General features: G+C 72.6%; 19 protein-coding genes and 1 tRNA gene. 1 reads left to right on the plus strand and 19 read right to left on the minus strand.

Annotated features, from left to right (window positions below):
• Positions 1–2 precede the first annotated feature (2 nt).
• Positions 3–1,610: a dynamin family protein gene (locus ACZ4O3_RS29565; RefSeq protein WP_467725109.1), complete on the minus strand. Its 1,608-nt coding sequence runs from the start codon at positions 1,608–1,610 to the stop codon at positions 3–5.
• A gap of 320 nt (positions 1,611–1,930) precedes the next feature.
• Here ACZ4O3_RS29565 and ACZ4O3_RS29570 point away from each other — a divergent pair.
• A tRNA-Arg gene (locus tag ACZ4O3_RS29570) sits at positions 1,931–2,003 on the plus strand.
• Positions 2,004–2,158: 155 nt separating this feature from the next.
• Here ACZ4O3_RS29570 and ACZ4O3_RS29575 read toward each other — a convergent pair.
• The 18 genes from ACZ4O3_RS29575 to ACZ4O3_RS29660 all read right to left on the minus strand — a co-directional run.
• Positions 2,159–2,848 carry a GAF and ANTAR domain-containing protein gene (locus tag ACZ4O3_RS29575; RefSeq protein WP_362731109.1) on the minus strand — a complete coding sequence of 230 codons (690 nt, stop codon included), beginning with the start codon at positions 2,846–2,848 and terminating at the stop codon, positions 2,159–2,161.
• 160 nt (positions 2,849–3,008) lie between these two features.
• Entirely contained in the window at positions 3,009–3,317 is a 309-nt protein-coding gene (locus ACZ4O3_RS29580; protein ID WP_467725111.1) for an acyl carrier protein, read from the minus strand.
• A gap of 4 nt (positions 3,318–3,321) precedes the next feature.
• Positions 3,322–3,897: a nuclear transport factor 2 family protein gene (locus tag ACZ4O3_RS29585; RefSeq protein WP_467725112.1), complete on the minus strand. Its 576-nt coding sequence runs from the start codon at positions 3,895–3,897 to the stop codon at positions 3,322–3,324.
• 34 nt (positions 3,898–3,931) lie between these two features.
• Positions 3,932–4,330 (minus strand): acyl-CoA carboxylase epsilon subunit, encoded by a 399-nt coding sequence (locus tag ACZ4O3_RS29590; protein WP_467725114.1) that lies wholly within the window; start codon positions 4,328–4,330, stop codon positions 3,932–3,934.
• Positions 4,327–5,838 (minus strand): acyl-CoA carboxylase subunit beta, encoded by a 1,512-nt coding sequence (locus ACZ4O3_RS29595; RefSeq protein ID WP_467725144.1) that lies wholly within the window; start codon positions 5,836–5,838, stop codon positions 4,327–4,329. The genes ACZ4O3_RS29590 and ACZ4O3_RS29595 overlap by 4 nt, the downstream gene beginning before the upstream one ends.
• A 103-nt stretch (positions 5,839–5,941) precedes the next feature.
• Positions 5,942–6,787, minus strand: a complete 846-nt coding sequence (locus tag ACZ4O3_RS29600) for a 4'-phosphopantetheinyl transferase family protein (RefSeq protein ID WP_467725116.1) — start codon at positions 6,785–6,787, stop codon at positions 5,942–5,944.
• Positions 6,788–6,795: 8 nt separating this feature from the next.
• Positions 6,796–7,251 carry an acyl carrier protein gene (locus ACZ4O3_RS29605; protein WP_362730617.1) on the minus strand — a complete coding sequence of 152 codons (456 nt, stop codon included), beginning with the start codon at positions 7,249–7,251 and terminating at the stop codon, positions 6,796–6,798.
• 2 nt (positions 7,252–7,253) lie between these two features.
• Positions 7,254–8,819: an MFS transporter gene (locus tag ACZ4O3_RS29610; RefSeq protein WP_467725118.1), complete on the minus strand. Its 1,566-nt coding sequence runs from the start codon at positions 8,817–8,819 to the stop codon at positions 7,254–7,256.
• Between the two features lie 4 nt (positions 8,820–8,823).
• Positions 8,824–11,118, minus strand: coding sequence for an SDR family oxidoreductase (locus ACZ4O3_RS29615; protein WP_467725120.1), 2,295 nt, complete (start codon positions 11,116–11,118; stop codon positions 8,824–8,826).
• A gap of 3 nt (positions 11,119–11,121) precedes the next feature.
• The gene (locus ACZ4O3_RS29620) at positions 11,122–12,060 is read right to left on the minus strand and encodes an aromatase/cyclase (protein ID WP_467725122.1); all 939 of its coding nucleotides are present in this window, start codon (positions 12,058–12,060) and stop codon (positions 11,122–11,124) included.
• A gap of 29 nt (positions 12,061–12,089) precedes the next feature.
• Positions 12,090–12,875 (minus strand): 3-oxoacyl-ACP reductase FabG, encoded by a 786-nt coding sequence (fabG, locus tag ACZ4O3_RS29625; protein ID WP_362722227.1) that lies wholly within the window; start codon positions 12,873–12,875, stop codon positions 12,090–12,092.
• Positions 12,876–12,989: 114 nt separating this feature from the next.
• Positions 12,990–13,265, minus strand: a complete 276-nt coding sequence (locus ACZ4O3_RS29630; protein WP_362722224.1) for an acyl carrier protein — start codon at positions 13,263–13,265, stop codon at positions 12,990–12,992.
• A 207-nt stretch (positions 13,266–13,472) separates the two neighbouring features.
• Positions 13,473–14,681, minus strand: a complete 1,209-nt coding sequence (locus tag ACZ4O3_RS29635; RefSeq protein WP_362722222.1) for a ketosynthase chain-length factor — start codon at positions 14,679–14,681, stop codon at positions 13,473–13,475.
• A complete protein-coding gene (locus ACZ4O3_RS29640; protein WP_362722219.1) occupies positions 14,678–15,952 on the minus strand; it encodes a beta-ketoacyl-[acyl-carrier-protein] synthase family protein in 1,275 nt (424 codons plus the stop codon). Before ACZ4O3_RS29640 ends, ACZ4O3_RS29635 begins: the two co-directional genes overlap by 4 nt.
• Complete coding sequence (locus tag ACZ4O3_RS29645) at positions 15,949–16,278, minus strand: TcmI family type II polyketide cyclase (RefSeq protein ID WP_362722216.1); 330 nt, start codon at positions 16,276–16,278, stop codon at positions 15,949–15,951. Before ACZ4O3_RS29645 ends, ACZ4O3_RS29640 begins: the two co-directional genes overlap by 4 nt.
• Positions 16,279–16,414: 136 nt before the next feature.
• Positions 16,415–17,884, minus strand: a complete 1,470-nt coding sequence (locus tag ACZ4O3_RS29650) for an FAD-dependent monooxygenase (RefSeq protein ID WP_467725124.1) — start codon at positions 17,882–17,884, stop codon at positions 16,415–16,417.
• Between the two features lie 62 nt (positions 17,885–17,946).
• On the minus strand, positions 17,947–18,891 hold the full coding sequence (locus tag ACZ4O3_RS29655) for a hypothetical protein (RefSeq protein ID WP_362722210.1): 945 nt from the start codon (positions 18,889–18,891) through the stop codon (positions 17,947–17,949).
• A 16-nt stretch (positions 18,892–18,907) separates the two neighbouring features.
• The coding region (locus ACZ4O3_RS29660) for an acyl-CoA carboxylase biotin carboxyl carrier protein subunit (protein WP_362722207.1) at positions 18,908–19,425 on the minus strand (518 nt) is incomplete at its 5' end.

Here is a 19,425-nt window from a genome sequence, read left to right on the forward strand (position 1 = left end):
AGTCACCTCTCCTTCTGGAGGACGGACAGGGCGGCGATGAGTTCGGCCTGGGGCTCGGGGTGGACGTCCAGGGCGTCCAACGGGGCGAGCCGGCGTTCGCGTTCGGTGTGCATGACGCGGTCCACGTGCTCCCCGAGCAGTCGTCCCGCCCGGTCGCGCAGCCGGAGCGCGCCGTGGGCGCCGATGCGTTCGGCGAGCCGCTCCCCCGCCGCCCGGGTGCGGCGCCCGCCGAGCAGCGCGGTGGCCACCAGGGCGGCGACCGCCTCGGAGTCCGGCGCGACACTGCGGTCCAGCTCGCGCACCTCGTCGTCGGCGTACTCCTCCAGCTCGCGCCGCCAGCGCCGGACGGCGAGGCCGATGCGGTGCTCGGCGCTCTCCAGGGAGGGGTCGCGGTCGGTGAGTCCGGGGGCGGTGGAGGCGGGTTCACGGCGCCAGGAGTCGTCGATGCGTTCGTCGGCGGCGGTGACGGCGCACAGCAGCAGCGCGGCGAGGCCCTCCACCAGGGCGTCGAGGAGTTCGCCTGCGGCGCAGTCGACGGGGAAGGCACGCCAGCGCTTGAGGGCGTCACCGGCGAGGACGGTGCCGTTCTGCAGCCGGCCGCGCACGCGCGCGTGCTCGCTGTCGTAGGCCGTCTCGACGGCGGAGTTCAGCCGCAGGGCCGCGGCGTACTGGGCGGCGGCGGCGCCGGCCAGCTCGGGCAGCCGGGCCTTGAGGGAGTCGAGGACGCCGTGGGCGGTGCGGGCCACGGTCTGGCGGCGGGCGCCGGGGTCCTGGGCCTGCTGCAGGAGCCAGGCGCGCAGCGGGGCGACGGCGGTGGCCGGCAGCAGCCCGCCGCCCCACGCGGACTCGGGCAGCTCGGGCACCGTGAACCGGGGCACCTCGCCGAGACCGGCCTTGGTGAGGAGGGCGCCGTACTGCCGGGAGACCTCGGAGACGACCGTGTGCGGGACCCGGTCGAGGACGGTCACCAGGGTGGCGTCGTACTCCTTGGCGGTGCGCAGCAGATGCCAGGGGATGGCGTCGGCGTACCGCGCGGCCGTCGTGACCATCACCCAGATGTCGGCGGCACAGATGAGCTCGGCCGCGAGAAAACGGTTGTCGACGATCAGGGAGTCGATGTCGGGGGCGTCGAGGAGGGCGAGTCCGCGCGGGAGGCTGTCGACGGTCTCGACACGCAGCACGCGCCCGGGATTCTCGCCGGGGAGGAGGGGGTCGTCGCCGGGCTCCTGGTGCGGCACCCACACGCGTGCGAGGTCGGGCAGCACGCGCATGCCGCTGAACCAGTGATGGTCCTCCGGATGACAGACCAGGACCGGTGTGCGGGTGGTGGGCCGCAGCACACCCGCTTCACTGACGCGGCGGCCCACCAGAGAGTTCACGAGGGTCGACTTGCCGGCACCGGTCGATCCGCCCACGACGGCCAGAAGCGGCGCGTCGGGCTCTTTGAGCCGGGGCACCAGGTAGTCGTCGAGCTGGGCGAGCAGTTCGTCGCGATTGGCACGCGCGCGTGCGGCCCCCGCCAGGGGCAACGGAAAGCGTGCGGCGGCGACACGGTCGCGCAGAGCGGAGAGTGTGTCGAGCAGCTGGGGCCGTACGTCCAAGGTCACCACATGCGAAGAATGCCCAATTTTAGGGGAATTCTGAAGCATATAGACATGTCTGCGCGCCGACAGAACACAACGGGCGGAAGGGACGACTGGGACGGAGGCACAGTCCAGGCATAACGAGTGCACAACACCCGGTGCGTCGGGCGCCAAAAGCGATGCACGATTCGTACCTGCCTGCGATTATCAGGACCGCTTCACCGAACCTCCACATTGAGCCACGGAGGCGAAGCAACCGGGACGAGGACCGGGGAGTTCTATCCTTGTCCCCGGCAACGTCACGGACCGGCCCGACCGGGGCAGTACGTACGAGGCCAGCACAGCCGGCCCCCGTAGCTCAGTGGATAGAGCAGGCGCCTTCTAAGCGCTTGGCCGCAGGTTCGAGTCCTGCCGGGGGCGCCCACTCCGCAACCGTCCGCCTTCACGGGAAACCGCAGGCCGTGCCGGGTTCCGGAGCCGTTCGGGCAGTGCCTCGCCGATCACGGGCGCGGGCGCCGGGGGCAGCCGAGAAAGGCTCGTAGTCGACGCCGCGCGCGACCGGCCGGCCACCGCGTTCAGGACAGCGGACCCTCCTCGCAGACCCGGCGGGCGACCTCGCGGAGCTTGATGTTGTTCTCCTGCGAGTAGCGGCGCAGTACACCGAAGGCCTGCTCCTCGGTGAGGTGGTGGCCGCCCATCAGGATGCCCATGGCCTCGCCGATCACGTGCCGGGTGGTGACGGCGTGTTCCAGCTGGGCCTGGGTACGGGCGCTGGAGAAGGCGACCGCCGCGTGGGAGGCCAGCAGCCAGCCGGCCAGTTCACTGGCTTCGGTGAAGGCGCCGGGCCGACGGGAGTAGACGTTCAGCGCGCCGAGTTCCTCGTCCTCGGTGTACAGCAGGAAGCCCATCATGCTGCCCACGCCCAGCCGGTGGGCGGCGGGGGCGTATTCGGGCCAGCGGGGCTGCTCCCGGGTGAAGTCCCGGATGCGGAACACCCGCTCGTCGTTCTCCGCCCGCGCGACGTCGAAGCACGGGCCTTCGCCCAGCCGCTCCTGGAGCCGGTCGCTGTCGACGACCAGCTGGTCGGTGGGGGCGAGCGTCCGGACCTCCTTGCCGTGCAGCACCAGGATCCCGGCCGCGTCGCAGCCCTCCACCAGCTCGGTGGCCGATTCGGTGATCCGGGCCAGCGTGGCGTCGACCGACTCCTGTGCCAGCAGATCCCGCGCCATCGACGCCAGCTGCTGAGCGAACCCGGCCCAGTCCATTCGCGTCCGCCGCCTCTCGGTCCGTCCGGCTCTCAGCATGCCACGGGACGGGCGCCGGCCTCGGAGGGACCAGACCTGACATCGTTGTCGGAAGTCTCCTGTGCCGTCGGGTGCGAGATGCCGCGCATCTCGCACCCGACGGCACAGGAGACCGGCGGGCTCAGGCCCGGCCGACCAAGTCGCTCAGCGTCGCGGCCAGTTCACCCACCGACTGTTCGCGCAGGAGGTGATGGGCGGGCACCGGGATGTTCAGGGCCGACTCCAGGGTGCGCTGGAGGGTCAGGGCCGTGAGGGAGTCGATGCCCTGGGTGTAGAGGGGCCGGTTGCGGGCGATGCGGTGGGCCGGCGGGATGTCCAGGTGCTGGGCGAGGTTCCGGCACAGGAACGTCTCGAACGCGCGCCGCCGGTCGTCGCCGGGAGTCTCGCGCAGGGCGCCCAGGTCGAGCGCGGTGGTCGGTGTGGCTGACACGGTCTCATCGTCCTTTCGTCTGGCGTGGGCGTGGCTGGGAGCTGCGCAGTGCACGGGGGTCGGGGCCGGGGCGCGGGCCGGCGCCGTCGGACCACATCAGGTGGAAGCGCCAGCGGCTGAGCCGCCAGCCGTCCGGGGTACGGACCGCCTCGCCCTCGCTGTGGCCGCCGATGTCGAAGCGGCCGTCCGGGTCCGGACCGTCGTCGTGGTGGACATGGGACGCGACGAGATGGACGCGGATCCGGGCGGTGTCCCCGTCGACCCGGATGCCGTAGTTGGCGGCCAGGTGGTGGGTGCGGGCGAAGCGGGACTTGCGGTCGTAGTGGAAGGCGGCGGCCTGGTCACGGCCCTCGACCGTGCCGACCGGGAACTCCAGCCGGCAGTCCTGGGTGAAGACCGTGGCCGGCCAGGCGGGGTCGAAGCCGTGTTCGTCCTGGGTGTCGAGGAGGGTGATGTAGCGGTCGATCAGTTCGGCGACGGCCGCACGGTCCGCGAGTACGGCGAACTCCGCACGCAGGGCGTCGAGCTCGGCACGCAGTTCGAGGACCGTGCCGGCGTGGTCGAGGGACGGGGACGTCATGGGGTCCGTGACTCCAATTCGGGTGAGGGGGCCGTCAGGCCGCGGGACTGCCCGCGACCCGCCAGCCGCGGGGGTCGCGGTGCGCCGCGAGGCGTTCCGGGCGGCGCCAGCCGGCCACCGGGCGGGGCTCCAGCGGGCAGGGGTCCGCTGCGGCCAGGGCGGCCGCGCGGGCCAGCAGGACGGTGGTCAGGGCGGCCAGCTCGGCGGGGCTCGCCGCGCCTTTCACGACCCTGATGACCAGGGCGCCGTCGGCGCCGCGGGTACCACCGGTACCGTCCGCGCCTCCGGTGCCGGCCCGATCGCGGGTGCCGGCCGGGCCTCCGGAGCCACCCACGCCGGCCGGGCCGCCGGTGCCGCCCGAGCCGGCGGTGCCTCCCGCGGCTCCCGCGCCGCCCGCGCCGTACGGGCCGGTCGCGGCCTCCGCCGTGCTCACTGCGGCGGGTTGCCGTGCTTGCGGCACGGCAGGTCGGCCTGCTTGCTTCGCAGCATCGCCAGGGCGCGGATCAGGGTGGAGCGGGTCTGCCGCGGGTCGATGACGTCGTCGATCAGACCCCGTTCGGCCGCGTAGTAGGGGTGCATCAGCTCCGCCTGGTACTCCTTGATCTTCTGCGCGCGGGTGGACTCGGGGTCGTCGGCGGCCGCGATCTCCCGGCGGAAGATGACGTTGGCCGCGCCCTCGGCGCCCATCACGGCGATCTCGTTGGACGGCCAGGCCAGCGCCAGGTCCGTGCCGATCGAGCGGGAGTCCATGACGATGTAGGCACCGCCGTAGGCCTTGCGCAGCACCAGGGAGATGCGCGGCACGGTGGCGTTGCAGTAGGCGTAGAGCAGCTTGGCGCCGCGCCGGATGATGCCGTTGCGCTCCTGGTCCACGCCCGGCAGGAAGCCCGGTACGTCGATCAGGGTGACCAGTGGGATGTTGAAGGCGTCGCAGAACTGCACGAACCGTGCCGCCTTCTCGCTGGCGTCGATGTCCAGGACGCCGGCGAAGGAGGCGGGCTGGCTGGCGACGATGCCGACGACCTCGCCGTCCAGCCGGGACAGCGCGCACACCACGTTGGTCGCGAAGCCGGGCTGGATCTCGAAGCAGTCGCCGTCGTCGACGATCTCCTCGATGACGGACCGGATGTCGTAGACCCGGCCGGGGTCCTCCGGGACCAGTTCGAGGAGATGGTCGGTGCGCCGGTCGGCGGGGTCCTCGCCGGGCACCCGGGGCGGCAGGTCGCGGTTGTTGGACGGCAGCAGCGACAGCAGGTGCCGTACGTCCTCCAGGCAGCTGCGCACGTCGTCGTAGGCGAAGTGGGCCACGCCGGAGGCGGTGGCGTGGACGTCGGCGCCGCCGAGGTCGTTCTGGGTGATCTCCTCGCCGGTCACCGCCTTGACCACGTCGGGTCCGGTGATGAACATCTGGGAGATGTCGCGGACCATGAAGACGAAGTCGGTCAGGGCCGGCGAGTAGGCGGCGCCTCCCGCGCACGGGCCGAGCATCACGCTGATCTGCGGGATCACCCCGGAGGCGCGGGTGTTGCGCTGGAAGATGCCGCCGTAGCCGGCGAGGGCCGAGACACCCTCCTGGATCCGGGCGCCGGCACCGTCGTTGAGGGAGACCAGCGGGGCCCCGGCCGCGACCGCCATGTCCATGATCTTGTGGATCTTCTGGGCGTGGGCCTCGCCGAGGGCGCCGCCGAAGATGCGGAAGTCGTGCGCGTAGACGAAGACGGTACGGCCGTGGACCGTGCCCCAGCCGGTGATCACCCCGTCGGTGTACGGCCGCTTCTTCTCCAGACCGAAGCCGGTGGCCCGGTGCCGGCGGAGCATCTCGACCTCGTTGAACGACCCCTCGTCGAGCAGGAGTTCGATACGTTCGTACGCGGTGAGCTTGCCCTTGGCGTGCTGGCGCTCGGTGGCGAGCGGATCGCCGTGCCGGGCGGCCTCCTTCATCAGGCCGAGCTCCTCGATCCGCTCGGCGGCGCTCCACTGACCGCGGTGCTCACGGTCGTGCAGACTCGGGCGGTCGGCTTTCTGTTCGAGTGACATTGGTGGGTCACGCTCCCCAGTCGGATACTGCGGTGGTCGTGCCTTCGGCGCCCCGGTGCACGGGCACGCCCACGGTGCCGTCGGTGTCCAGGTCGACCGTCTGTCCCGCGTACAGCGCGAACGGCGGCACCCAGCGCACGGTGACCTGCTCAGGGGCCCCGCCGCGCACCGCGACGGCCGCGTTGTGCCGGGGTCCGGACGGCAGGTCGAGCAGCGTCCAGCCGGCCGGCCTGCGGTGCCGGTCGGCACCCAGGTAGTCGTGGCCGGGGTCGCGGGACAGACCGGTGCCCAGCGCCTTGAGGTAGGCCTCCTTGCGGGTCCACAGCCGCCCGAACGCGGCGCGCCGCTGCCCGGCGTCGTCGAGCGCCGCCAGCTCCGCCTGCTCCCCCGGGTGCAGCGCCGGGGTGCACACCTCGACGGTCTCGGCCCGCGGCAGCCGCTCCACGTCGGCGCCGACGACCGCACGGGAGACGGCGACCACGGCCATGCCGTGGCTGTGCGCCAGCGAGAAGTGCAGCGGCGGGTCGGGGTGGGTGACGGCCGGGCGGCCGTGCGGCTCCGCGCACCCCGGGCAGGGCTCCCGCACGAACGGCACGTCCTGCGGGGCCAGTCCCAGGTAGGCCCCGAGCAGCCGGCGCAGGGCGACGTGCGCCGAGGCGTACGTCACCCCGTCCGTGGGCCGGACGAAGGACGCGGTCCGCCGGCGCTCCGCCTCGCTCAGCTCGGACAGGTCGAGCAGCTCGGCCGCGGTCTCCAGCTGCGCCCGGCGGACCAGCCAGACGTCCAGCTGCCCGGCGGCCGGCAGCCTGAGGGCGACGGCGAGGGGGGCCGTGCCGAACTCCAGCACCGGCATCCGCCCGGTCACCTCGGGCTCGGCGCGTCGTGCGCGACCAGGTGGTACTCGGCCCTCCCGGCGTGCTTGTGCGGACTGTCCTCCGGGCCGAGCTGTCCGGCCAGGCACTCGACCAGCTCGGCGGCGCTGTTGGCGCGCAGCAGCCGGTTGAGGTTGACGTCGACGCGCAGCGCGGCCTCCATCCGGCGCTGCAGCTCCAGGCCGTTGATGGACCCGATGCCCAGGCTGTTCATCGGGCGGCCCACGGTGTCGATGCTCTCCGGCGACACCCGCAGCACCCGGGCGAGTTCGCCGCGCACGTAGGCGTCGATGATCCTGGTGCGTTCGGCGAGGCCGACGGAGGCGAGGTGCGCCAGGCTGGGCGGGATCACCTCGACGATCTGGTCGCGCTCGAACTCGTAGTCCAGATCGTCTAATTCGTCCTCCAGGCCGTCGAAGACCCAGGTCTGCGTTGTCTGGTCCATGGTCATTCCCCGTCGTGGAGTGAGGAGGGTGGGGTTTTTCGGATCAGGCCGGTGAGGCCGACGAGCAGGCCCAGGAAGCCGAGGACGGCGACCAGGGTCAGCGCGGGCCGGCAGGCGTCCGCCGCGACGGCCGGGCCGGCGCCGGGCGCGGGCGCCCGGGCGGCGAGCAGGGCGGCGACGAGTGCGACCGTGACGACCGCGGCGAGCTGTACGGCCGTCTGGTACAGGCCACTGCCGGTGAGCCTGTCGGCGGGCGCGAGGCGGGACATCGCCTGCATGTTCAGCGCGGCGAAGGACAGCACGAAGCCCGCGCCGACCAGCAGCAGCGTGGGCAGCATGCGGCCGGGGTAGTCCAACGGCCATGCGTGGGGCCGCAGTTGGAGCAGGTAACCGGCGAACGCACAGGCGGCGCCGGCCACGATGAGACGGGGGGCGCCGAACCTGGTGACCAGGCGGCCGGAGGCGAGCGCGGTGAGCGCGGGGGGTGCGGCGGCCGGGGTGAGGGCGAGCGCGGCGTGCAGCGGGGACCAGTGGCCGAGGGTCTGGGTCCGGTACGTCAGGACGAACAGGAGGCCCAGGTAGGAGCCGTTGAGGCAGGCGGCGCCGGCGGCGGAGCGGAGCAGGGCGGGGTTGCTGCGCAAGGGGCCGAGTTCGAACAGGGGGTCGGCCGATCTGCGCTCGATCTGCCACAGCGCCGCCAGCAGCAGTGCGGCCGCGCAGAGCGGCCCGACGGCTCTCGGGTCGCTCCAGCCGCGGCCGGGGAGCTGGGTGATGCCCTGAACGAGGGCGAGGAGGGTTGCCAGGAGGGTGAGGGCGCCGGGGATGTCGTAGCGCCGCGACGTCGTCGTTCGGGTGCGGCTCGGTGGGGGCTGGCCGCGCCCACGCGGCGGTAGCCGCAAGTCCGGTACAGCCCCGCGCCCCTTCGGGGCGCCGCCACCACTCCTCGTCACGGGGTTCGGGTCGGCTTCCTTCGGGATCAGGCTCAGCCCGAACGCGAACAGCACCAGCACCACCGGTGCCGGAAACGCGAACGCCCAGCGCCAGGACGTCTCCGTCAGCCAGCCGGAGAGGATCAGGCCCGCGGTGAAGCCACCGGCGCCGAACAGGGTGTAGACGGAGACGGCGCGGGATCGGGGGCGGCCCTCGGGGAAGGTGCTGGTGATGATGGCCAGGCCGGTGGGGGCCGTGAGGGCCGCGCAGAAGCCCTTGACCAGGCGGGTGGCCAGAAGCAGCCACGGATCCTGGGCGAGGGCGCTGAGCGCGGACGCGGCGGCGAAGGCGAGCAGGGCCGCCAGATAGACACGGCGGCGGCCGAGCAGGGTCACCACGCGGGCGCCGAACAGCAGCAGTCCGCCGAAGCCGGCGGCGAAGCCGGTCATCGCCCACTGGCTGACGGTCGGCGCCACCCCGAGGTCCGTGCCGATGGCGGGCAGTGCCACCACCGCGACGGACACCTCCAGCGCGTCGATGAGCATGTTGCCCGCGAGGACGAGCAGCAGGCCCCACAGCCGGGGGCCGAACCGCTCGTCCGGGCCGGCGGCGACCGGTGACGGAAGGGTCCTGGTCACCGCGTCACCCGAGGAGCGTGCCGCCGCTCGCGTCGACGAAGGAGCCGGTGACCCAGCGGGCGTCGTCGGAGACGAGGAAGGCGATGACGTCGGCGACGTCCTGCGGTTCGCCGACCCGGTTGAAGGTGGACAGCGCCGACATGGCCTCGACGGCCTCGGGGATGCCGAACACCGGGTTGCCGTTGCGGGTGATGCCCGGCGCGACGCTGTTCACGGTGATCCCGCGCGGGCCGAGCAGCTTGGCGTAGTGGAGCGCCAGCTGCTCCACCGCGCCCTTGCTCATGGCGTAGGCGATCTCGTCCGGATTGGCGAACCGGGTCAGGCCCGAGGAGATGTTCACGATCCGGCCGCCGTCGGGCATGTCGACCAGGGCCCGCTGGATGACGAAGAACGGCGCCTTCGCGTTGACGGCGAAGATCCGGTCGAACTGCTCAGGGGTGGTGTCCTCGGCCTTGACCCCGCCCATCACACCGGCGTTGTTGACCAGGATGTTCAGCTCGGTCTCGCCGGTGCGCTCCTTCAGCCCCGCCTCCACGGCGAGGAACAGCTCGTGGACGTCGCCGGGCGTGCCCAGCTCGGCCTTGACCGCGAACGCCCGGCCGCCGTCCTTCTCGATACCGGCGACCACCTCGGCGGCGGCCTCCTCACTGGTGCCGTAGTGCACGGCGACCAGCGCGCCGTCGGCGGCGAGCCGCTCGGCGGTGGCCCGGCCCATGCCCCGGCTGGCGCCGGTGACAAGGGCGGTCTTTCCGGTCAGGTTGCCCATCTTCCTTCTCCTGCCAGTCAGTTGTGGTGAGGGGGCGACGGCCCGCGTGGCGGGGGCAGCGGGTGCGGTGGGTGCGAACCAGCGGCCGAGGGCCTCGCGCAGCCCGTCCGCGGAGTTGCCCGCCCAGGCGACGTAACCGTCGGGTCGTACGAGCACGGCCCCGAAGGAGAGCGGACCGGTGTCCTCGGGACGGGCGGTGACCGTGTCGACCGAGGCCGACCAGTCGCCGGCCGCCCCGCTCAGCGACCCGTCCGTGACGAGCAGCAACCCCCGTGCGGGGTGCAGCAGTTCGGCGGTGGTCGCGCCCGACTCCAGCCGCAGCTCGGGCAGCCGTGCGCCGACGGGACCGGGTCCGTCGCCCTGCGGATCGTCGCCGTACCGCACGTCGAGACCGCTGATCATCCCGGCGAGGTGCGCGCGGACGTTCTCGTACGAGGTGAGTTCGCCGACGACCGAGCGCACCGGGTCCACCTCGGGCCCGCCGAGCAGCAGCCGGGCCTGGGCGCGGATGTTGGACAGCACGCGCCGCCCGACCGCGTGCCGTTCGTCGTGATACGTGTCCAGCAGCCCGGCCGGGGCCCGGCCGAGGACGGTGGCCGCGAGCTTCCAGCCCAGGTTGACGGCGTCCTGGAGGCCGAGGTTGAGGGCCTGGCCGCCGATCGGCATCTGCTGGTGGGCCGCGTCGCCGGCGAGCAGCACCCGGCCGGTGCGGTAGCGCTCGGCCTGCCGGGACGCGTCGCCGAAGGAGTTGACCCACAGCGGGGTGCCGTGGGCGATGTCCTCGCCGGTGACGTCCCGCCAGGCGGTCACGATGTCGGCGAACTCCGCCTCGCCCGAGCCACGGGGCGGGGTGCCGAACCGGTGGACCATCACCCGGGTGACCCCGTCGCCGCGCCGGGCGGCGATGGCGAGTCCGTTCGGCAGCCGCTGGAACCGTCGGTTCGGGACGTCTATGCCGTCGACGTCGGCGCGGATCAGCTCCCGTCCGGCGTCGTTGCCGGGGAAGGGGATGTTCGCGAGGCGGCGTACGACGGATCGCTCCCCGTCGCATCCGGCCACGTACCGTGCGGTGAACTCCTTGCGCTCGCCTCCGCGTTCGGCGGTGACGACAACCCGGTCGCGGTCCTGCCGCAGCGCCACGACCTGGTGGCCGCGCAGTACCCGCGCCCCGAGCCGCCGCGCCCAGGCGCCGAGGAGTTCCTCGGTGCGGGTCTGCGGGACCTTCCACTGCCCGGGGTGGCTGCTGGGCAGGGTGAGGTCGAGCGGGAGGCCGCCGAAGTGTCCGCGGGGTTCGTGGGGCGGCGGCTCGGGGTCGCCGAAGCCGCCGGGCCCGTCGAGCAGGCCGCGCTGCCGGAGCAGTTCCATGGTGCGGGCGTGCAGGGTGGACGCCCGCGACTCGGCCGTCGGGGCGTCCAGCCGTTCCAGTACGGTCACTTCGGCGCCGCCGAGCCGCAGTTCCCCGGCGAGCATCAGCCCGACGGGACCGGCGCCGACCACCACGACGTGCGTCTCGACCGCGTCGGCACCGGCCATGGGTCAGCGCCTCGCTTCGGCGTACGCCTTGGCGTGGTTCAGGGTGGCGCGGCTGTTGGTGCTCAGCGCGCCCTGGACGTACTCGCGGGCCTCGGCGACCCCCGCGTCCGGACCGAGGATCTTCTCGATGTTCTCCGGGCGCAGCACGACGGTGTGCTGCGAGGAGGCGAAGGTGCCCTCGTCGGTCTCGCGGAACGTCCAGTAGCCGGTGTGCAGGTTCATCAGGGCCGGCAGGGTGGTCTGCTTGTAGGCGATCTTCCGGCCGTCCAGGCAGACCCGGTAGGACTTGGTGGTGTGCGTCGAGCCGTCCTTGGCGCGGGTGTCCATCTCCAGGGTCTGCAGACCCGGGGTGTCCTCGGTGAGGCGGACGGTCGCCACGTGCGGCAGCCGCTCGGACCAGCGGTCGGCCTCGTTGACGAAGTCGTAGAGGTCCTTGGCGGCGCCGTCGACCTGGACGGTGTCCTCGAAGGAGAAGGTCAGCTCCCGCGAGGCGGTGGCGAGTTCGACGTTGGTCTTCAGCGCGGCCAGTTCGGAACGGGAGTTGCGGTCGACGGCCTCGTCGATCCAGGCGAGCCCGGCCGGGTCGTCGTCGACGGCCGTGTAGTCGTGCAGCAGCCGGACCCGGGCGGTGGCGTCGTCGAGCGGCTCGATGATCCAGGTGCCGCCCATGCTCGCGACGGGCGGGGTGGAGACCGTCTGCCGGAAGGTGATCCGCAGACCGGCGGGGTCCAGCACCCGGCGCGAAGTCCAGTTCTTGGCCTCGCCGTTGGCGGTGGCCCAGATCCCGATCAGCTCCTGGTCGGCGGAGCGCTCCAGGTGGTCGACGTAGATGGTCGGCGGGAAGATCCGCGGCCAGTTGGCCACGTCGGCGATCAGCCGGTAGACCTCGGCGGCCGGCGCCGAGATCGTGACCTCGTGCTCGACTTCCTTCGGCTCGGACATGCGTGAACTCCTAGAGGGTGCCGGGGGTTTCAGAAGTTGCCGAGGCCGCCGCAGACGTTGAGGGCCTGGGCGGTGATGGAGGCGGCGGTGTCGGAGGCGAGGTAGCCGACGAGTCCGGCGACCTCTTCGGGGGTGGAGTAGCGGCCGAGCGGGATCTTCGCCTGGAACTTGTCGAGGATGGCGTCCTCGGAGGTGGCGTAGGCGGCCGCGTAGCCGGCCCGGACGCGCTGCGCCATCGGGGTCTCGACGTATCCCGGGCAGACCGCGTTGACGGTGATGCCGGTGGGGGCCAGCTCGTTGCCGAGGGCCTTGGTGAAGCCCACCACGCCGTGCTTGGAGGCGGAGTACGGCGCACCCAGCACCACGCCCTGCTTGCCGGCCGTCGAGGCGATGTTGATGATCCGGCCGCGACTCTTGTCCCGCATGCCTCCGGTGGTGAGGGCGGCACGGGTGAGGCGGAAGACGCTGTTGAGGTTGGTCTCGACGACGTCGTACCAGAGCTCGTCGTCGATGTCGGCGGTCACTCCGCCGCCGGACCGGCCGGCGTTGTTGACCAGGACGTCGACGGTGCCGTAGCGCTCGACGGCCGCCTGGACGAAGTTCGCGATGGACAGCGCGGACCGGACGTCGAGGGTGGTCCCGTCGACTTCCAGCCCCTCGGCGCGCAGTTCCTTGACGGTCCGCTCCACGTTCGCGGCGTCACGGGAGCCGATGAAGACGCGGTGGCCCTGCTGGGCCAGCAGCCGCGCCGAGGCGAGGCCGATCCCGCTGGTGGCCCCGGAGACCAGGGCGACCTTCTGCTGCTGTTCGGACATGTCTGCCGCTCCCTTTCAGGGCGTTCAGGTCGTTTCAGGGCATGGGGGTGCCGCCGGCGCCCGGAACGAACGGGGGGCGGGCGCCGGCGGCCGGAGGGGACGGAGAGTGGTCGGTCAGGCCGCGGTGGCCGTGACGTCACCGAGCTGCGTGTTGACGAGGACGAGCAGCTCGCGGGGGGTCTTCGCCTCGGTCACCACGGTGTCGTCGAGCGTGATGTCGTACTCCCGCTCGATGCGCCCGCAGGTCTCCAGGATGGCGAGCGATTCGTAGCTGAGCTCCTCGAAGTCGGTGTCGAGGATGTCCCCGTCGAGGTCGACGCTCTCGTCGGCACCGGCGGCCTCCAGCAGGATCCGCTTGAGGTCGTCGAGGGTGAAGGACTGGGTGGCCACGGTGATCTTCCTTTCGGTTCTGCGAAACATTCCTGCGAACGGGAACACCCGCCCTTCCGGCCCGGCGTGGGAGAGAGTGGTGGACCGGAAGGGCGGGTGTGTCTTGGGGCAGCGCCCCGTAAGGGACGCTGGGGGTAGGAACTGCGCGAGCGGCCACGGCGGGACCGCGGCCGCCTTACGGCGCGCACCCCTACGGCCGTGGGCGGCCTACGCCCGCACGACCATCGCCGAGTTGAACCCGCCGTAGCCGCGCGCCAGCACCAGCGCCGTCCGTACCTCGGTCAGCCGCGGCTCCCCCACCACCAGGTCGAGGTCGTAGCCCGCCTCGGGCGAGACATTCACCGTCGCCGGCACGATCCCGTCCCTGACGGCGAGCAGCGCCGTCGCCACGTCCAGCGGCGCCGCCCCCGAGTACAGCCGCCCGGTCATCGTCTTCGGCGCGGTCACCGGCACCCCGTGCGGACCGAACACGTCGCCGATCGCGTCCGCCTCCACCCGGTCCAGTTCCGGCACGGCCGCCGCGTCGGCGAAGACGACGTCCACGTCGGCCGCGTCCACGCCCGCGTCGGCGAGGGCCAGTTCGATGGCCTTGCGCAGCCCCGGCGGCCGTTCGCTCCCCGGCGCCGGATCGAAGGTCGTGCCGTACCCGGCGATCTCCCCGTACACCCGGGCACCGCGCCGCGCGGCCGTCTCCTCGGCCTCCAGGATCAGGATCGCCCCGCCCTCGCCGGCCACGTGCCCGGCGGCCGCCTGGTCGAACGGCAGGTACGACCGTTCGGGCTCCTCCGACGTGGACAGCCGGTCGCTGGCCAGCTGCGCCACCCACCCCCACGGGCAGATGGACGCGTCGATCGCCCCGGAGACGATGAGCTGCGTGCCCTTGCGGATCTGCCGGCGTGCGTGGGCCAGTGCCTCCAGGCCGCCCGCCTGGTCGGACACGACGACGCCGCTCGGCCCCTTCATCCCGTTGCGGATGGAGATCTGCCCGCTGTTGACGGCGTAGAACCAGGCGAACGACTGGTATGCCGAGACGAACTGGCTGCCCTGGCTCCACAGTTTCTGCAGCTCGCCCTGGCCGAACTCGAAGCCGCCGGAGGAGCTGGCGGTGACCACGCCCATGTCGTACGCGGGAAGGTCGGCCGGGGTGACGTCCGCGTCGGCCAGCGCCCAGTCCGTCGCGACGAGCGCGAGGCGGGTCATGTGGTCGGTCTGGGCGAGCAGCCGGCTCGGCAGGTGCTCCCCGGCGCTGAACCCGGGGACCTCCCCGGCCAGTTTCGCCGGGTATCCGGAGGGGTCGAACCGGGTGATCCGGGCGATGCCGCTCTTGCCGGCGCGGGCCGCCGCCCAGTAGTCGGCGGTGCCGAGGCCGTTGGGCGCGGCGATGCCGAGCCCGGTGACAACCGTGCGCGTGCTCATGCTGCCGTGTTCCTCTCCGGTCGGGCGAGCACCATCGCGCTCTGGAAGCCGCCGAACCCGCTGCCCACGGTGAGCACCGCGTCGGTGCGGTGCTCGCGGGCGGTGAGCGGCACGTAGTCCAGGTCGCACTCGGGGTCGGGGGTGTGCAGGTTCGCCGTCGGGGGCACGACGTTGTGCTCCATGGCGAGGACGGACGCGGCGATCTCGATGGAGCCGATCGCGCCGAGCGAATGCCCGACCATCGACTTGATCGAGGACACCGGCGTCCGGTAGGCGTGGTCGCCGAGGCTCTTCTTGAACGCGGCGGTCTCGTGCCGGTCGTTCTGCTTGGTTCCGGAGCCGTGCGCGTTGATGTAGTCGATGGCCTCCGGGTTGAGCCGGGCCTCGCCCAGCGCGACCGTGATCGCCTCGGCCATCTCGGCGCCGTCCGGGCGCAGTCCGGTCATGTGGAAGGCGTTGCAGCGCGAGGCGTACCCGGCGATCTCGGCGTAGATGTGCGCGCCCCGGCTCCGCGCCGCCTCCAGTTCCTCCAGGACGAAGACCGCCGATCCCTCGCCCAGCACGAACCCGTTGCGGGTGCCGTCGAAGGGGCGGGAGGCGTGCTCGGGGTCGTCGTTGCGCGGAGTGGTGGCCTTGATGGCGTCGAAGCAGGCCAGGGTGATCGGGGAGATCGGGGCGTCGGTGGCGCCGGCGATCATCGCGCAGGCGGAGCCCTCCCGGATCAGCTCGACGGCGTGCCCGACGGAGTCGAGACCCGAGGTGCAGCCGGTGGAGACGACGGTGGCCGCGCCCTCGGCACCCACCGACCAGGCCACCTCGGCGGCGAAGGAGCTGGGCACCAGGTAGTTGTACAGGTGCGGGACGGCGTAGGTGTGGTCGACCAGTTCGAGCCGGCCGCCGTCGCTGACCACCCGGTACTCCTCGTCGAGGCCCATGGTCGCGCCGACCGCGCTGCCGATGGTGACCCCGACCCGGTGCGGGTCGGCGCCGGACAGGTCGAGCCCGCTGTCGGCGAGCGCCTCGCGGGCGCTGACGACGGCCAGCTGGGCCGCGCGGTCCATCCGGCGGATCTCCTGCGGGGAGAGCCCGTGCTCCTCCGGGTCGAAGTCGACCTCGGCGGCGACCCGGGACCGGAAGGAGGAGGGGTCGAAGAAGGTGATGCCGCGGGTCGCGGTGCGGCCCTCGCTGAGCAGGTTCCAGAAGTTCTTGGTGCCGACACCGCCGGGGGCGATGACCCCGACCCCGGTGATGACCACTCGCCTGGCGTTCACGCCCGGCCCTCCCAGTCGTAGAAGCGCGTGGCGACCGCGTCGGCGGGAGACCGCCAGGTGGCGGGGTCGTACGCCTGGATGAACGGCTTGAGGTCCTCGCTGATCCGCACGAACCGCGGGTCGGACTTGGCCGACTCGATCAGCTCACCGCCGTTGTCGGTGTCGAAGTGCTGGAGGTGGAAGTACAGCCCGCGGTAGGCGAACAGTTCACGGCGCCGGGTGCCCATGAGATGCGGCATCTCGGTCTCGTCGAACTCCTTGAACAACCGGGCGACGTCCTGGCTGTGAGCCGGCTCCATCCGGGCGACGATCAGGGTGCTGTGCATGGTTCACTCCTCAAAGAGGCCAAAGGAAAGCGCCCCGGCAGGGGCGCGGGGCTGCATTGGTGTGCGGTTTCCGCCGCGTGGGCGCGACCAGCCACGAGGGCGGGACAGCCACAGGACGACAAACCGCGGCACGGCCCTACCGCGCCGGCCCGAACCACCGCTCCAGTGCCATCGGCAGATCCGCGTGGCTGCCCGGCGCCGCCCAGGCCACGTATCCGTCGGGCCGGACCAGCACGGCCGTGGTGTCCGTGAGCGGGCTGCCGGCCGGCAGGTCCGCCGCCGTCGCCGTCACCACGTCCACCCGGTCCCGCCACGCCCAGGCCCGCTCCCGCAGCCGTGCGTTGTCGGCGAGGTCGAGCAGCACACCCCGCCCGGCGCGCAGCGCCTCCGTGCTGGAGGCCACCCTGTTGTGCCCGGTGAGCGGCACGTTCGGCAGCCGTCGGCCGAGCAGCGCGTGGCCGCCCCCGTCGAGGTCGTAGTGGATCTCGAGGCCGGAGACCATCGCCGCCAGGTGCTTGCTGACCTCGGGGTAGCGGATCAGCTCGTTCAGCACGTCGCGCAGCGGCTGTACCTCGGGTCCGGACAGGAACAGCAGGCCCTGCGCCCGGGTGTTCATCATCAGCCGCTGCCCGACCGGGTGCCGCTCGTCGTGATAGGTGTCGAGCAGCGCCTCGGGCGCCCGGCCGCTTACCACCGCGCCGAGCTTCCAGCCCAGGTTCACGGCGTCCTGGATGCTCGTGTTCATGCCCTGGCCGCCGGCCGGCAGGTGGATGTGCGCGGAGTCGCCGGCGAGCAGGATCCGGCCGCGCCGGTACTCGGTGACCAGGCGTGTGCCGTCGCCGAAGGACGAGATCCACACCGCTTCGGCGTGCGAGATGTCGTCGCCGGTCAGCCGCTGCCAGGCCGCCGCGGCCTCCGCCCAGGTGGGCGGCTTGTCCCGGCGCTGCGGCGGGGTGCCGCGCTCGCAGATGATCAGGCGGGTGATGCCGCCGGGCAGCGGTCCGACCATGACCATGCCGCCGGGCAGGGTCTCGCCGATCATCCGGGGTTCCAGCTCGATCCCCCTGACGTCGGCGAGGTACATCTCCAGCGTCGAGGGGGTGCCGGGGAAGTCGAAGCCGGCGGCCTTGCGGATGGTCGAGCGGCCGCCGTCGCAGCCCACCAGGTACTCGGCGCGCAGCCGGTGCACGCCCTCGGGGCCGCGCACCTCGACCTCGACGCTGTCCTCCTTCTCCTTGACGGACAGCACGTCGTGCCGGCGCCGGATGTCCGCGCCGAGGCGCCCGGCCCACTCCTCCAGGACGGTCTCGGTGACCGACTGGGGGATCGTCTTGGCGGCCTGGTGGGCGCCGTCGAGCACGCCGAAGTCGACGGGCAGGCCGCCGAAGTGGCCCACGTTGCTGACCTCGATGTCCCCGAAGCGGGGCAGCAGTCCGCGCTGGTCGAACACCTCCATGGTGCGGGCGGTGAAGCCGAGGCCGCGCGATTCTCCGGTGCGCGCGGGCAGCTTCTCCAGAACGATGACGTCGGCGCCCGCGAGCCGTAGCTCGCCCGCGAGCATCATGCCGGCCGGACCGGCGCCCACGACGATGACTTGTGCGTCCATGACACTCCTCGGGAACGGTTCCGTACGGTCCGGTCTGCGGGACCGTCGACGGTGGCGAACTGTCAGCGGTACAGGCGCCCGATGGCCCGGTTCGCCACCTGTGCGGCCGCCGCGTGCCGCGGATCGGGCGCCCACGCCTCGTGCCGTACGGCCACTTCGGCGAGCTTGATGGCGTGCTCGTCGCCGATCTGCACGGCCTCGGCGAAGAGACCGGCCACGTCGGGGGCGTCCGGCAGCGGGGCCGGGGGCCGGGGCACGGCGTGGAACCAGTCGAGCATCGTGCGGCTGACGGCCCGCGCCACCCGGTACGAAGGCCACCGCTGGTCCTGCGGCAGGTGTTCCACCACCAGTCGTACGGCGGCGGGCCCGGTGACCGAGTGGATCAGCGGGACGGGGTGGTTCAGGGAGAGCGTGGCGTAGATCCCGGAGAACTCGGCGACGAGGCCGTCCAGGGCCGTCGCGGCGTCACCGCCGCCGTCCTCGCCGGAGTGCTCCTCGACGACGACCCCGCCCTCCGAGTAGCGGGCCGCCCAGTAGCCCAGCCCCTGGGCGAGTTCGGCCAGTTGCATCCGGTGGTCGGGGCCGGCGGTCACCACCGCACGGACCGCGTGCGCGGTGCGGATCACCCCGTGCGTGAGCACCCCGGACATGCCGGGCAGCAGCCGGGGCCACCAGCGGGCCAGGACGTCGGTCCACCGTCCCTCGGCCAGCTCCCGTTCGAACAGAGCCGTCCAGTCGGCGACCCGGCCGAACTCGCCGAGCGCCTGCCGCCAGTCGGTCTCGTCCGCCGGGTCGATGGTGAACCGCCGCTCGGGGACGTCGTGGAAGGTGTGGCTGCGCAGATGCCCCTCCACCCAGGCGGGCACCTCGTCGGCGTATCCCATGTGGGCCAGGGCCTCGGCGGCCATCGGGGCGTGGTTGACGAAGCTGCGCCCGTGCTCGTAGCCCACGGAACCCAGTCGCTCCAGCGCTCCGTTCATGGCGTCGGTGTAGGTGAGATGTGCCAAGTCGACCAGTCCTCGATCAAGTCGGTGTGCGGTCCGGGTCTCGGTCCTTGATGTCGCACACGGCCGCGCCGGCGGTAAGGGCCTGTCCCACCTCGGCGGCGATCCCGGTCACCGTGCCGGAGCGGTGCGCGGTGAGCGGCTGCTCCATCTTCATGGCCTCGACGACGACGATCAGGTCGCCCTTCTCGACGCTCTGCCCGTCGGCGACGGCGACCTTGACGACGGTGCCCTGCATCGGCGAGGTGAGCGTGTCCCCGGACGCGGCCGGCGTGGAGCCGCCCGCGGTACGGCGGCGGGCCCGCGGCGCGGCCGCCCCGACCAGGCTCGGCATCCGGTCCGGGACCCGGCCGAGCACCGCCGGCAGCGAGACCTCCAGGCGGTGTCCGCCGACCTCGACGACCACGGTCTCGCGGACGTCCCCGGCCGTCCCGGTGTCGGGGGCGGGCGCGGCGAAGGGCTTGATCTCGTTGACGAACTCGGTCTCGATCCAGCGGGTGTGGACGGTGAACGGGTCCGTGGAGCCGGTGAGCTCCG

The organism is Streptomyces sp. NPDC026515 (genome assembly GCF_055567595.1).

Coding starts and splice junctions, on each gene's coding strand:
- ACZ4O3_RS29620 (WP_467725122.1), bottom strand. CDS start 12,060: ATGTCCGAGCCGAAGGAAGTCGAGCACGAGGTCACGATCTCGGCGCCG.
- ACZ4O3_RS29575 (WP_362731109.1), bottom strand. CDS start 2,848: ATGGACTGGGCCGGGTTCGCTCAGCAGCTGGCGTCGATGGCGCGGGAT.
- fabG (WP_362722227.1), bottom strand. CDS start 12,875: ATGTCCGAACAGCAGCAGAAGGTCGCCCTGGTCTCCGGGGCCACCAGC.
- ACZ4O3_RS29600 (WP_467725116.1), bottom strand. CDS start 6,787: ATGCCGGTGCTGGAGTTCGGCACGGCCCCCCTCGCCGTCGCCCTCAGG.
- ACZ4O3_RS29645 (WP_362722216.1), bottom strand. CDS start 16,278: ATGCACAGCACCCTGATCGTCGCCCGGATGGAGCCGGCTCACAGCCAG.
- ACZ4O3_RS29615 (WP_467725120.1), bottom strand. CDS start 11,118: ATGGCCGGTGCCGACGCGGTCGAGACGCACGTCGTGGTGGTCGGCGCC.
- ACZ4O3_RS29650 (WP_467725124.1), bottom strand. CDS start 17,884: ATGGACGCACAAGTCATCGTCGTGGGCGCCGGTCCGGCCGGCATGATG.
- ACZ4O3_RS29635 (WP_362722222.1), bottom strand. CDS start 14,681: ATGAGCACGCGCACGGTTGTCACCGGGCTCGGCATCGCCGCGCCCAAC.
- ACZ4O3_RS29605 (WP_362730617.1), bottom strand. CDS start 7,251: ATGGACCAGACAACGCAGACCTGGGTCTTCGACGGCCTGGAGGACGAA.
- ACZ4O3_RS29585 (WP_467725112.1), bottom strand. CDS start 3,897: ATGACGTCCCCGTCCCTCGACCACGCCGGCACGGTCCTCGAACTGCGT.
- ACZ4O3_RS29595 (WP_467725144.1), bottom strand. CDS start 5,838: ATGAAGGAGGCCGCCCGGCACGGCGATCCGCTCGCCACCGAGCGCCAG.